Below are 12842 nucleotides of genomic sequence, written 5' to 3' on the forward strand. Positions count from 1 at the left end.
GGCCTCCCGTCCCCGAAACCCCGACTCACGGTCCTCACGGACCCGTCGATGAAAGAAGAAGAGAAACACATGGCTGAGAACACCCCCACCGCCGCCCTCTCCGCGGTCGGCGTGAGCATCTGGCTCGACGACCTCTCCCGCGAGCTCCTCGAGACCGGCAAGCTCACCGAGCTCATCGAGCAGAAGAACGTCGTCGGCGTGACGACGAACCCGACGATCTTCGCGTCGGCCCTCGCCAAGGGCGAGCGCTACGACTCGCAGGTCAAGGAGCTCGCCGCTGCGGGCACCGACGTCACCGACGCGATCTTCGCGATCACCACGCAGGACGTCGCGAACGCCTCCGACGTCTTCAAGCCGATCTACGACGAGACCAAGGGCTTCGACGGCCGCGTCTCGATCGAGGTCGAGCCGGGCCTCGCGCACGACACCGCCAAGACCATCGAGCAGGCCAAGTTCCTGTTCGAGAAGGTCGGCAAGGAGAACGTCCTCATCAAGATCCCGGCGACGCTCGAGGGTCTCGAGGCTATCACCGAGGTCATCGGCGCCGGCATCTCCGTCAACGTCACCCTGATCTTCTCGCTCGAGCGCTACCGCGCCGTCATCGACGCCTACCTCGGTGGGCTCGAGAAGGCCAAGGCCGCCGGCCACGACCTCTCCAAGATCCACTCCGTCGCGTCCTTCTTCGTGTCGCGCGTCGACTCCGAGATCGACAAGCGCCTGGACGCCGTCGGCACCGACGAGGCCAAGGCCCTCAAGTCGAAGGCCGGCATCGCCAACGCGCAGCTCGCCTACCAGGTCTGGACCGAGGCCTTCGCCTCCGAGCGTGCCCTCGGCCTGCTCGAGTCCGGCGCCAACACGCAGCGTCCGCTCTGGGCCTCGACCGGTGTCAAGGACCCGTCGCTCCCCGACACGCTCTACGTGACCGAGCTCGCCGCCCCGAACACCGTCAACACGATGCCGGGCAAGACGCTCGACGCCACGTTCGACCACGGTGAGATCCACGGCGACGCCATCGCCGGCACGTTCGACCAGGCGCAGCAGGTCCTCGACCAGCTCGCCGCACAGGGCGTCGACTACGACGAGGTCGTCGCACTGCTCGAGAAGGAGGGCGTGGACAAGTTCAACGTCTCCTGGGGCGAGCTCGTCGACACCGTCAAGGCAGCGCTCGAGGGCGCCAAGTAGTGACGGTTTCCATCGCAGCCAGCGGCGACGCCGCGCGGGCCATCGAACAGGTGGTCCCGCGGCTCGTCGCTGACCTGGTGGCCTCGGGCATCACCGCCCAGGACGCCGATCTGTGGGGAACCACCGCCGAGGCCGAGGCGTCGAAGCGCCTCGGCTGGGTGGAGGCCGTCTCGGTCTCCCGCCCGCTCGTCGCCGAGGTGACCGCGCTGCGCGAGTCGCTCCGTGCCGAAGGGGTCGACCACGTCGTCCTCGCCGGCATGGGCGGCTCGTCCCTCGCACCCGAGGTCATCACGCGCACCGCCGGCGTGCCCCTCACGGTCCTCGACTCGACCGACCCCGCACAGGTCCGCGCGGCCGTGACGACCGACCTCGAGCGCACCGTGCTCGTGGTCTCGTCGAAGTCCGGCTCGACGCTCGAGACCGATTCGCAGCGCCGTGTCTACGAGCAGGCCTTCCGCGACGCCGGCATCGACCCGGCCCGCCGCATCGTCGTCGTCACCGACCCGGGCTCCGCGCTCGAGGCCGCTGCGATCGACGCCGGCTACCGCGTCTTCACCGCCGACCCCACGGTCGGCGGCCGCTACTCCGCGCTCACCGCCTTCGGCCTCGTGCCGTCCGGGCTCGCGGGAGCGGACATCGCCGAGCTCCTCGACGAGGCCGACGCGATCTCCGCGCTGCTCTCGGTCGACCTGGACGAGAACCCCGGGCTCGTGCTCGGTGCGGTCCTCGCGGGCACCGAGCCGCTGCGCGACAAGATCGCCATCGTGCCCGACGGCACGCACATCGTCGGTTTCGGCGACTGGGTCGAACAGCTGATCGCGGAGTCGACCGGCAAGGACGGCCGCGGCCTGCTGCCCGTCGTGCTGCACGCGGACTCCCCCGAGGTCACCGCCGGCCTGCCCGACGTCCAGGTCATCCGCCTGGTCGGTTCGCGCGAGGACGAGCGTCACGTGGCCGAGGGAGAGGTCGAGATCACCGGCACGCTCGGTGGCCAGATCCTCGTCTGGGAGTACGCCGTCGCGGTCGCCGGTCGCCTGCTCGGCATCAACCCGTTCGACCAGCCCGACGTCGAGGCCGCCAAGGTCGCGACCCGCGCGCTGCTCGACGACCGCCCCGTTCCTGCCGAGCCGGCGTTCTCCGAGGACGGCATCGCCGTGCACGCGACGCCCGGACTCGCGGTCGGTGCGACGCTCTCGGAAGCCGTGTCGGGCCTCCTGTCCGCACTCGACCCGACCGGCTACGTGTCGGTGCAGGCGTACGTCGACCGCACCACGAACAGCGGCCTCGAGTCGCTGCGCGACGCGATCGCGGCGCGCACGGAGCGCCCCGTCACCTTCGGGTACGGCCCCCGGTTCCTGCACTCGACCGGCCAGTACCACAAGGGCGGCCCCGCCACGGGAGTGTTCCTGCAGATCGTGGCCGACGAAGCGGACGACCTGGCGATCCCGGGTCGGCCGTTCACGTTCGGGCAGCTCCTCCGGGCCCAGGCCGCCGGCGACGCGAGTGTCCTCGCCGAGCACGACCGGCCGGTCCTCACCCTCACCACGTCGGACGTCCACGCCGCCACCGCGGCGATCGCGTCCGCCGTCTCCCACTGACTCGTAAGGAGTTCACCGACTCATGTCACCGGTGGCAATCACCCCGGAGCGCAACCCGCTCCGGCTGCCGACGGATCGTCGACTGAACCGGATCGCGGGACCGAGCACGCTCATCATCTTCGGCGTGACGGGCGACCTGTCACGCAAGAAGCTGATGCCCGCGGTCTACGACCTGGCCAACCGGGGGCTCCTGCCCCCCGGGTTCGCGCTCGTCGGGTTCGCTCGTCGCGACTGGGAGGACCAAGACTTCTCCCAGCTCGTCCACGACGCCGTCAAGGAGCACTCGCGCACCCCGTTCGACGAGGACGTCTGGCGTCAGCTCGAACAGGGCATCCGCTTCGTCCAGGGCTCGTTCGACGACCCCGAGGCGTTCCGCGAGCTCAAGCGCACCGTCGACGACCTCGACGCCGAGCGCGGGACGCTGGGCAACCACGCGTTCTACCTGTCCATCCCGCCGAAGATGTTCCCGGTCGTCACCGAGCAGCTGAAGCTGTCCGGGCTGACCGAGAAGCGCGAGGGCTCCTGGAGCCGCGTGGTCGTCGAGAAGCCGTTCGGCTCCGACCTCCGCACCGCGCGCGAGCTCAACGCGATCGTCGAGAGCGTCTTCGCGCCCGACGACGTGTTCCGCATCGACCACTACCTCGGCAAGGAGACCGTCCAGAACCTCCTGACGCTCCGGTTCGCGAACCAGATGTACGAACCCATCTGGAACTCGAACTACGTCGACCACGTGCAGATCACGATGGCCGAGGACATCGGCGTCGCCGGGCGTGCCGCGTACTACGACGGTATCGGTGCGGCGCGCGACGTCATCCAGAACCACCTGCTGCAGCTCCTCGCGCTCACCGCGATGGAGGAACCCGTCTCGTTCAAGGCCGCAGACCTGCGTGCCGAGAAGGAGAAGGTGCTCTCCGCCGTCCGTCTGCCCGAGGACCTGTCGACCGCCACTGCCCGCGGGCAGTACGACGGCGGCTGGCAGGGCGGCGAGAAGGTGCTCGGCTTCCTCGAAGAGGCCGGGATGAACCCGGAATCCGGCACCGAGACGTACGCGGCGATCAAGCTCGACATCGCCACGCGTCGCTGGCAGGGCGTCCCGTTCTACCTGCGCGCCGGCAAGCGTCTGGGCCGTCGTGTGACCGAGATCGCGATCGTGTTCAAGCGCGTCCCCGAGGACGTCTACGGCAACACGCAGTCCCCGCTCGGCCAGAACGCGCTCGTCATCCGTGTCCAGCCGGACGAGGGCGTCACGCTCCGCTTCGGCTCGAAGGTCCCCGGCGTCGGCACCCAGGTGCGCGACGTGACGATGGACTTCGGCTACGGCCACGCGTTCACCGAAGCATCCCCCGAGGCGTACGAGCGACTCATCCTCGACGTGCTCCTCGGTGACCCGCCGCTGTTCCCGCGGCACCAGGAGGTCGAGCTGTCCTGGAAGATCCTCGACCCCATCGAGGAGTTCTGGGCCACGCAGGGCCAGCCCGAGCAGTACCGTCCCGGCACGTGGGGCCCGGCATCCGCCGACGCCCTGCTCGCCCGCGACGGTCGGACCTGGAGGCGTCCGTGAAGATCGACATGCCCGACACCACGGTGTCGAAGATCCAGAAGAAGCTCGTCCGCATCCGTGAAGAGGGCGGCGCCGTCGCCCTCGGCCGCGTGCTGACCCTCATCATCTCGACGGCCCTCGGCCACGAGGAAGAGGCGATCGAGGCGGCCAACGAGGCGTCCCGCGAGCACCCGATGCGCGTCATCATCGTCTCGAAGAACAGCGGTGACACGAAGTCCCCCGGTCGCCTCGACGCGCAGATCCGCGTCGGCAGCGACGCGGGTGCGAGCGAGGTCATCGTCCTCCGCGCGTACGGCGAGACCGCGACCGACGAGGAGAGCCTGGTCACCGGCCTCCTGCTGCCGGACGCACCCGTCGTGGCCTGGTGGCCGCAGACCGCTCCCGAGCAGCCCGCGGCGTCCGCCCTCGGCCGCATCGCGCAGCGCCGGATCACCGACGCGGCCGCACAGAAGGACCCGAACGGCGCGATCGAGGCGCTCGGTGCGTCCTACGTACCGGGTGACACCGACTTCGCGTGGACCCGTCTGACCCTGTGGCGGAACCAGCTCGCCGCGGCGCTCGACCAGCCGCCGTACGAGCCGATCACCGCCGTCGAGGTCTCGGGAGCGTCCGACAGCCCATCGACGATCCTCCTCGCCGCCTGGCTGCAGCTGCAGCTCCAGGTGCCGGTGTCCGTCGTCACGTCGCCGCGCGCGACGGGGTCGAGCGGCATCCACGGTGTGAAGCTCGTGCGCGAGTCCGGCACCATCGAACTCGAGCGTTCCCTGGTGGACGTCGCGACGCTCTCGATGCCCGGGCAGCCGACGCACGACCTGTCGCTGCCACGCCGCAACCTGCGCGACTGCCTGGCCGAGGAACTCCGTAGACTCGACCCGGACGTCCTCTTCGGAGACGTCGTCAAGCACGGGGTGCCCCAGCTGCGCGAGACCATCGCCCGCTGATCAACACCCCACACGGTCGGGCCGCCTGTCTGGTGCAGGCGGCCCGACCGGACCGAAGGCGGTCGGACGACCGGTCGGCCGCCACGAACACGGGAGTCACGTGACCAACGAACGGCGGGTGCTCGTGCACCCGGACAAGCAGGCCCTCGGCGCTTCGGTCGCCGCACGCTTCATCACCAAGATCATCGATGTGCTCGACGAGCAGGAGCGCGCCGACATCGCGATCAGCGGTGGCTCGGTGTCCTCCCTCGTCCTCGCCGCGATCGGCCAGTCGCCGGCGCGCGAGAGCGTCGACTGGTCGAAGGTGCACGTCTGGTGGGTCGACGAGCGCTGGGTCCCGTCGGACGACGCCGACCGCAACACGATCGGCACCCAGACCGACTTCTTCGACCACGTCGACATCCCCGCGTCGAACATCCACCCGATGCCGGCGTCGGACGGCGGGCTCGACATCGAGGCCGCGGCGACCCAGTACGAGCGCGAGCTGCAGGACGCCGCGCCCGAAGGCGCCGTGGCTCCGCGCTTCGACATCACCCTGCTCGGTGTCGGCCCTGACGGGCACACCGCCTCGCTCTTCCCGGAGTTCCCGCAACTCACCGTCACCGACCGTGCCGTCGTGTCGGTCGACGACTCCCCCAAGCCGCCGCCGCAGCGTCTGACCGTCACCTTCCCGGTGATCAACGCTTCGCAGCGGGTCTGGGTGATCCTCTCCGGTGCCGAGAAGGCCTCGGTCCTCGGGCTGGCCCTCGCCGGTGCGTCGATCGAGGACGTCCCCGTCGGTGGCGTGCAGGGTCGCAAGCGCACCGTCTTCTTCGTGGACCAGGACGCCGCACGCGACGTCCCCGAGAACCTGATCGCGTCGACGTACTAGACGCGCGTTCCTGACGGACGGGAGGCCCGGTGCCAGCTGGCACCGGGCCTCCCGTCCGTCTGTGGTCGCGCCCACTGCACGCCGCGCCCGAGCCCCTCCGTCGAGAGGGCACGAACTGTCGGTTGCGGGCGCCGCAGGCGACGGAACGTGCCACCACGACGCACCGGACGCGGCGTGTCGTGACCACTCGGCGAACCGTCGCTCCGCGCGGCATTTCGGGTGTCAGCGGTCGCGACACCCTGCCGGCGCGACGCCGAGTGGTCACGAACTGTCGGCTGCGGGCGCCGCAGGCGACAGAACGTGCCACCTCGACACACCGCACACGGCGTGTCGTGACCCCTCGGCGAACCGGCATTCCGCGCGGCACCCGGACGCGGTACCCCGGTGCCGAACGGCCGCGACTGCCCGCCGGGCGACGCCGAGTGGGCACGAACTGTCGGCTGGAAGCGCCCGCCGGGCGACGCCGAGTGGTCACGAACTGTCGGTTGCGGCGCCTGCAACCGACAGTTCGCGCCACCACCGCGCACCGCACGCGGCGTGTCGTGACCACTCGGCGACCGAGCCACCCGTGCACCGCACGCACGAAGGCCCCCGCACCATCGGTGCAGGGGCCTTCGGCAGCGTGTGTGCGCTAGCTCTTCTTCGCCGCGGTGCCGCGACGCTCTCGGAGCTGCTGGAGCGCGTCCTCGAGGAGCTGCGCTGCCTCTTCCTCGGTGCGGCGTTCCTTCACGTACGCGAGGTGGGTCTTGTAGGGCTCCGTCTTGGAGACCACGGGAGGGTTCTCCTTGTCGCGCCCAGCCGGCAGACCACTCGACGGCGAGTCCACCGTCTCGGGGATCTCTTCATCGGGCAGGTTCGCGGCGAAGTACCGCACGACCTCGTTGCCGAGGGCGTCCCAGTACGAGATCGCCACGCGCTCTGCCTGGACCCCGCGGTCCTGTTCGCCCATCGGTCCCGCGCCGACGCGAGACCCTCGGATTGCACTGCCTCCGCTTGCCATGGATCAGACCCCCGCCGTGAACTTGTTGATGAGACCGAGCACGATGATGGAGACGATCCAGACCAGACCGAGGATCACCGTGATGCGGTTGAGGTTGCGCTCGGCCACGCCGGACGCACCGAGGTTGCTCGTGACCCCACCGCCGAACATGTCGGAGAGGCCACCACCGCGGCCTTTGTGCAGCAGGATGAGGAGCGTGAGCAGGAGGCTCGTGATTGCGAGCAGGACCTGCAGCACGACGGAGAGTATCGCCACGACGTACCTTTCGTGTCAGTCAGCCGTACCAGTGTACCGGCCGCGCGGAGCACGGCCGGTACCTGGACGGGAGTGGTGCGGACGACTGCCCGCGACGACGCCTGTGGACTACAGCCCGACGTGCTGACGGAACCGGGCGATGGCCGCGAACTCCTGCACGTCGAGCGAAGCGCCACCGACGAGCGCGCCGTCGATGTCGGGCTCGCGGAGGAACCCCGCGATGTTGCCCGACTTGACCGAGCCGCCGTAGAGCACTCGGGTGTCGGCAGCAGCCTGGTCGCCCCACGCTGCGGCGATGCCACGACGGATGGCCGCGCACTCGTCCTGCGCCTGCTCAGCCGTGGCGGCCTGGCCGGAGCCGATGGCCCAGACGGGCTCGTACGCCACGACGATGTCGGCGGGCTTGACCGCGTCGAGCACGACGCGGAGCTGCTCGACCGGCACGACACCGGCGCCGCGCTCCTCGCGCTGCTCGCCGGTCTCGCCGACGCACACCACGGGGACGAGGCCGTGCTTGACGGCCGCTGCGGTCTTCGCCGCGACGACCTCGTCGGTCTCACCGTGCAGCGTGCGCCGCTCGGAGTGGCCGACGATGACGTACTGGGCGTCGAGCGCGGCGAGGAACGCGCCGGAGACGTCACCGGTGTAGGCACCGGAGTCGAACTGCGACAGGTCCTGCGCACCGAAGTGGATCGGCAGCTTGTCGGCCGAGATGAGCGTCTGCACGCTCCGCAGGTCGGTGAACGGCGGGAACACCGCGACCTCGACGTCGTCGAAGTCGTGCCGGGCGTCCTTGAGCGTCCACGCGAGCTTCTGCACGGTGGCGATCGCCTGGAGGTGGTCCAGGTTCATCTTCCAGTTGCCCGCGATCAACGGCGTGCGGCTCATGCGGTCCACCCCAGTGCTTCGAGACCGGGCAGCGACTTGCCCTCGAGGAACTCGAGGCTCGCACCGCCACCGGTCGAGATGTGGCCGAACTGGTCGTCCGAGAATCCGAGCGACCGCACGGCGGCAGCGGAGTCGCCACCACCGACGACGCCGAGGCCGTCGACCTCGGTGAGCGCCTGCGCGACGGTCTTCGTGCCGGCGGCGAAGGCCGGGAACTCGAACACGCCCATCGGGCCGTTCCAGAACACGGTCTTCGAACCCGAGACGGCCGAGGCGAACCGCGCAGCGGTCTCCGGGCCGATGTCGAGGCCGATGCCGTCCGTGCCGAACGACGAGGACTCGATGGCGTCGGCCGCCACGGTCTCGTGGTCGGCGTCGGCCGCGAAGGCGGAGGCCACCACGACGTCGGTCGGCAGGTCGATGGTGACACCGAGCTCCTTCGCCCGCGAGAGGTACTCGCGGACGACGTCGAGCTGGTCCGCCTCGAGCAGCGACTTCGCGACCCCGTGGCCCTGGGCCGCGAGGAACGTGAAGAGCATGCCGCCACCGATGCAGAGGGTGTCGACCTTCGGCAGGATGTGGTCGATGACACCGAGCTTGTCGCTGACCTTCGACCCGCCGAGCACGACCGTGTACGGCCGCTCCGGCGAGGTGGTCAGACGCTCGAGCACGCGCAGCTCGGTCTCGATCAGCGAACCGGCTGCACTGGGCAGTGCGGACGCGAGCTCGTAGACCGAGGCCTGCTTGCGGTGCACGACACCGAAGCCGTCGGAGACGAAGGCATCACCGAGGGCGGCGATGCGGTCCGCGAAGGCACCGCGCTCGGCGGCGTCCTTCGAGGTCTCCTCCGGGTTGAAGCGGAGGTTCTCGAGCAGCAGGACGTCGCCGTCCTCGAGGGCCTCGGCCGCGGCGGTCGCTTCGTCGCCGACGGTCTCGCCGACGAACGTGACCTCTTTGCCGAGCAGCTCGGAGAGCCGCTGGGCCACCGGTGCGAGCGAGAACTCGGGCTTGGGCTCCCCGTCGGGGCGGCCCAGGTGCGAGATCACGATGACGCGTGCGCCGGCGTTGACGAGGGTGTTCAGCGTGGTCAGCGAGGCACGGACGCGGCCGTCGTCCGTGATCGTGCCGTCCTTGAGCGGGACGTTCAGGTCACAGCGGACGACGACGCGTTTGCCGGCGAGGTCGCCGAGGTCCTCGAGGGTGCGGAGGGCCATGTGTTACAGACGCTCGCCGACGTACTCGGTGAGGTCGACGAGGCGGTTCGAGTAGCCCCACTCGTTGTCGTACCACGAGGTGATCTTCACGAGGCCGCCGATGACCTTGGTCAGGCCGGAGTCGTAGATCGAGGAGTGCGGGTCCGTGGTGATGTCGGTCGACACCAGCGGGTCCTCGCTGTAGAGCAGGATGCCCTTGAGGGGGCCTTCTGCGGCCTCCTTGTAGGCGGCGTTGATCTCGTCGACGGTGACCTCGGACTTGGTCTCGAGGGTGAGGTCGGTGATCGAGCCGGTGGGGACCGGGACGCGCAGCGCGAAGCCGTCGAGCTTGCCGGCGAGCTCCGGCATGACCTGGCCGATCGCCTTGGCGGCACCGGTCGAGGTCGGGACGATGTTCAGCGCGGCGGCGCGGGCACGACGGGGGTCCTTGTGCGGGCCGTCCTGCAGGTTCTGGTCGGCGGTGTAGGCGTGCACCGTCGTCATGAGGCCACGCTCGATGCCGAACTTGTCGTGGAACACCTTGGCGAGCGGCGCGAGGCTGTTCGTGGTGCAGGACGCGTTCGAGATGATGTGGTGGTTCGCCGCGTCGTACTGGTCCTCGTTCACGCCGAGCACGATGGTGACGTCGTCACCCGTGGCCGGGGCGGAGATGATGACCTTCTTGGCGCCGGCGTCGATGTGCTTCTGCGCATCGGCGGCCTTGGTGAAGAACCCGGTCGACTCGATGACGATGTCGACACCCAGCTCGCCCCAGGGGAGGTTGGCGGGGTCGCGCTCGGCGAGGACCTTGATGGCCTTGCCGTCGACGACGATGTTGTCACCGTCGAGCTCGACGGAGACGCCGAGACGGCCCGTGATGGAGTCGAACTTCAGCAGGTTGGCGAGCGACGCGTTGTCGGTGAGGTCGTTCACCGCCACGATCTCGAGGTCGGAGCCCTTCGCGAGGGCGGCCCGGAAGAAGTTACGGCCGATGCGGCCGAAGCCGTTGATACCGATCTTGACGGTCAATGGATCTCCTGGTGAGTGTGGAGCGCCCAGGGGGCGCTGCTTTCGGGAGTCGCGCACCCTGGCGGGCCCGCGTGTGGTGGACGATACGCCCCGTAACGTCGCCGTAACGACCCTAGCAGTCGGACACTGCGTGCCCGAGCGGGATGACGGTCCGTCCGGACGGTCGCCGACCGGGCCGGGAACGGGTCCGAGAACGGGCCGGAGAACGGACGGGAGGCGCGGTGCCAGCTGGCACCGCGCCTCCCGTCCGTGGGGTCGACAGACCGCTCTCAGGCCCCTTCGAGCTCCTCGGGAACGCTCGCTTCGGTGCCCGGGATGCCGAGGTCGGAGGCCCGCTTGTCGGCCATCGCCAGCAGGCGCCGGATGCGGCCGGCGATGGCGTCCTTGGTCATGGGCGGGTCCGCGTGCTGGCCGAGCTCGTCGAGCGACGCGTCGCGGTGCTGCAGGCGCAGCGTGCCTGCGTACTGCAGGTGGTCGGGGACCTCGTCGCCGAGGATCTCGAGCGCACGCTCGACCCGGGCGCAGGCGGCCACGGCGGCCTGCGCGGAACGGCGGAGGTTCGCGTCGTCGAAGTTGACCAGGCGGTTCGCGGTCGCGCGGACCTCGCGACGCTGGCGCATCTCCTCCCAGTCGGCGGTGGTGCGCGCTGCACCCATGACGGTCAGCATCTGGCCGATGGCCTCACCGTCGCGGATGACGACGCGGTGCACCCCGCGGACCTCGCGGCCCTTCGCGGCGACCCCGAGACGCGACGCGGCCCCGACGAGGGCCATCGCGGCCTCGTTGCCGGGGCACGTGACCTCGAGCGCTGCGGCCCGACCCGGGTCGGTCAGGGTGCCGGAGGCGAGGAAGGCGCCGCGCCAGATGGCGGCGAGGTCCTCACGGTTGCCCGTGGTGAGGCGGTTCGGCAGGCCGCGGACCGGACGACGACGGGCGTCCATCAGGCCGGTCTGGCGGGCGAGGGTCTCCCCCGCCTCGAGCACGCGGACCAGGTAGCGGGTCCCGCGGCGGGCGGACGCGGACGAGCCCACCGACGCCTCGCTGCGCACGCCGTAGAGCTCGGCGAGGTCCTTGCGGACCCGGTGCACGATGATCCGGGTGTCGAGCTCGACCTCGACCGCGATGCGGCCCGAGATGACGTGCAGACCACCAGCGAACCGGAGGATCGTGGCCAGTTCGGCGGCGCGGACCGTGTTGCGGTTCACGGCGACCCTGGCCAGTTCGTCCTTGACCTCGGCAGTCAACGGCACAGCATCATTCCTAACGTTCGTTCAGTGGTTCCCGCAGATCCGGCGGCACGGGCGTGGGAGCGGCCGGAGGGACGGTCACTCCCGGCCGAGATCTCGGTTCTTCACACGCACGGCGACGCCAGGCATCCCGCGGAGGAGGTTCGCCAACTCGGCGACGATGGCGACCGAGCGGTGCTTCCCGCCGGTACAGCCGATGGCGATCGTAGCGTGTCTTTTGTTCTCGCGCTGGTACCCCTCGAACACCGGCTCGAGGACGGAGGCGTAGCGATCGACGAACGGACGGGCTCCGGCCTGCGCCAGCACGTAGTCCGAGACCGGCTGGTCCAGCCCGGTGTGGGGCCGCAGTTCCGGCACCCAGTAGGGGTTCGGGAGGAACCGCACGTCGGCCACCATGTCGGCGTCGGCGGGCAGACCGTACTTGAACCCGAAGCTCATCAGCGTGACCTGTACACCCACGAAGTGCTCGTCGGCGAAGTGCTCGATCACGGTGTTCGCGAGCTGGTGGATGTTGAGGTCGGAGGTGTCGATCACCACGTCGGACGCCTCGCGGAGGCCGGCGAGACGCGCCCGTTCGCGGGCGATGCCGTCGAGCAGGGTGTCCTCGCCCTGGAGCGGGTGGGGCCGACGGACCTGCTCGAAGCGCCGGACCAGCACGGCGTCGGTGGCTTCGAGGAACAACACCCGGACCCGCGCGGAGGTGCTCGAGCGGACCTGCTCGACCGCGTGCTCGGGGTCGGTGAAGAACCGCCCGCCGCGGACGTCGACCACCGTGGCGATCTTCGGGATCTTCTCCCCCGCGCGGTCGGCCAGTTCGGTCAGCGGGGCCAGCATCTGCGTGGGCAGGTTGTCGACGACGTACCAGCCCAGGTCTTCGAGGGCCTTGCCGACGGTGGACCGCCCGGCCCCGGACATGCCGGTGACGATGAGGATGTCGTGCTGCGACGCGTGGGTGGTCGCGGTGGCGCTGTCGGTCATCTGGGAGTGGGCTCCGTCGTGGCGGCCCGGGCGCGTCGCCCGGGGAGGTCTCGGCTGCCGGACCAGGCTACCGCCCGGTGGCGGCCGGGAGGCGCGGGG

General features: G+C 70.1%; 12 protein-coding genes. 5 read left to right on the forward strand and 7 right to left on the reverse strand.

Going from position 1 to position 12842, the window contains the following annotated elements; all coding sequences use genetic code 11:
* Nucleotides 1–69 precede the first annotated feature (69 nt).
* The 5 genes from tal to pgl all read left to right on the forward strand — a co-directional run bounded on the left by tal (nucleotide 70) and on the right by pgl (nucleotide 6153).
* The gene (gene tal, locus DEJ11_RS09915) at nucleotides 70–1182 is read left to right on the forward strand and encodes a transaldolase (RefSeq protein ID WP_071403753.1); all 1113 of its coding nucleotides are present in this window, start codon (nucleotides 70–72) and stop codon (nucleotides 1180–1182) included.
* Complete coding sequence (locus tag DEJ11_RS09920; RefSeq protein WP_111103022.1) at nucleotides 1182–2780, forward strand: phosphoglucose isomerase-related protein; 1599 nt, start codon at nucleotides 1182–1184, stop codon at nucleotides 2778–2780. Before tal ends, DEJ11_RS09920 begins: the two co-directional genes overlap by 1 nt.
* A gap of 22 nt (nucleotides 2781–2802) precedes the next feature.
* Complete coding sequence (gene zwf, locus DEJ11_RS09925; RefSeq protein WP_111029280.1) at nucleotides 2803–4341, forward strand: glucose-6-phosphate dehydrogenase; 1539 nt, start codon at nucleotides 2803–2805, stop codon at nucleotides 4339–4341.
* Nucleotides 4338–5282, forward strand: a complete 945-nt coding sequence (locus tag DEJ11_RS09930; protein WP_027465684.1) for a glucose-6-phosphate dehydrogenase assembly protein OpcA — start codon at nucleotides 4338–4340, stop codon at nucleotides 5280–5282. The genes zwf and DEJ11_RS09930 overlap by 4 nt, the downstream gene beginning before the upstream one ends.
* Before the next feature lie 100 nt (nucleotides 5283–5382).
* Nucleotides 5383–6153: a 6-phosphogluconolactonase gene (pgl, locus tag DEJ11_RS09935; RefSeq protein WP_110864544.1), complete on the forward strand. Its 771-nt coding sequence runs from the start codon at nucleotides 5383–5385 to the stop codon at nucleotides 6151–6153.
* A 631-nt stretch (nucleotides 6154–6784) separates the two neighbouring features.
* On the opposite strand, the gene DEJ11_RS09940 is transcribed toward pgl, so the two are convergent.
* The 7 genes from DEJ11_RS09940 to rapZ all read right to left on the reverse strand — a co-directional run bounded on the left by DEJ11_RS09940 (nucleotide 6785) and on the right by rapZ (nucleotide 12743).
* Nucleotides 6785–7153 (reverse strand): RNA polymerase-binding protein RbpA, encoded by a 369-nt coding sequence (locus tag DEJ11_RS09940; RefSeq protein ID WP_110862753.1) that lies wholly within the window; start codon nucleotides 7151–7153, stop codon nucleotides 6785–6787.
* Nucleotides 7154–7156: 3 nt separating this feature from the next.
* Complete coding sequence (secG, locus tag DEJ11_RS09945; RefSeq protein WP_017887256.1) at nucleotides 7157–7408, reverse strand: preprotein translocase subunit SecG; 252 nt, start codon at nucleotides 7406–7408, stop codon at nucleotides 7157–7159.
* Nucleotides 7409–7516: 108 nt separating this feature from the next.
* Entirely contained in the window at nucleotides 7517–8296 is a 780-nt protein-coding gene (tpiA, locus tag DEJ11_RS09950; protein ID WP_111031855.1) for a triose-phosphate isomerase, read from the reverse strand.
* Nucleotides 8293–9510 carry a phosphoglycerate kinase gene (locus DEJ11_RS09955; protein ID WP_111039100.1) on the reverse strand — a complete coding sequence of 406 codons (1218 nt, stop codon included), beginning with the start codon at nucleotides 9508–9510 and terminating at the stop codon, nucleotides 8293–8295. Before DEJ11_RS09955 ends, tpiA begins: the two co-directional genes overlap by 4 nt.
* Before the next feature lie 3 nt (nucleotides 9511–9513).
* A complete protein-coding gene (gene gap / locus DEJ11_RS09960) occupies nucleotides 9514–10518 on the reverse strand; it encodes a type I glyceraldehyde-3-phosphate dehydrogenase (protein ID WP_111103024.1) in 1005 nt (334 codons plus the stop codon).
* A 269-nt stretch (nucleotides 10519–10787) separates the two neighbouring features.
* Entirely contained in the window at nucleotides 10788–11768 is a 981-nt protein-coding gene (gene whiA / locus DEJ11_RS09965) for a DNA-binding protein WhiA (protein WP_027465690.1), read from the reverse strand.
* Nucleotides 11769–11843: 75 nt separating this feature from the next.
* Nucleotides 11844–12743: an RNase adapter RapZ gene (gene rapZ / locus DEJ11_RS09970; RefSeq protein ID WP_027465691.1), complete on the reverse strand. Its 900-nt coding sequence runs from the start codon at nucleotides 12741–12743 to the stop codon at nucleotides 11844–11846.
* Nucleotides 12744–12842: the final 99 nt, after the last annotated feature.

Source organism: Curtobacterium sp. MCLR17_058 (assembly GCF_003234705.2).
Classification (GTDB): domain Bacteria; phylum Actinomycetota; class Actinomycetes; order Actinomycetales; family Microbacteriaceae; genus Curtobacterium; species Curtobacterium flaccumfaciens.

Bases quoted from the DNA above. Each gene is read 5' to 3' on its own strand.
- DEJ11_RS09955 (WP_111039100.1), bottom strand. From the start codon at position 9,510: ATGGCCCTCCGCACCCTCGAGGACCTCGGCGACCTCGCCGGCAAACGC.
- tpiA (WP_111031855.1), bottom strand. From the start codon at position 8,296: ATGAGCCGCACGCCGTTGATCGCGGGCAACTGGAAGATGAACCTGGAC.
- tal (WP_071403753.1), top strand. From the start codon at position 70: ATGGCTGAGAACACCCCCACCGCCGCCCTCTCCGCGGTCGGCGTGAGC.
- rapZ (WP_027465691.1), bottom strand. From the start codon at position 12,743: ATGACCGACAGCGCCACCGCGACCACCCACGCGTCGCAGCACGACATC.
- zwf (WP_111029280.1), top strand. From the start codon at position 2,803: ATGTCACCGGTGGCAATCACCCCGGAGCGCAACCCGCTCCGGCTGCCG.
- DEJ11_RS09940 (WP_110862753.1), bottom strand. From the start codon at position 7,153: ATGGCAAGCGGAGGCAGTGCAATCCGAGGGTCTCGCGTCGGCGCGGGA.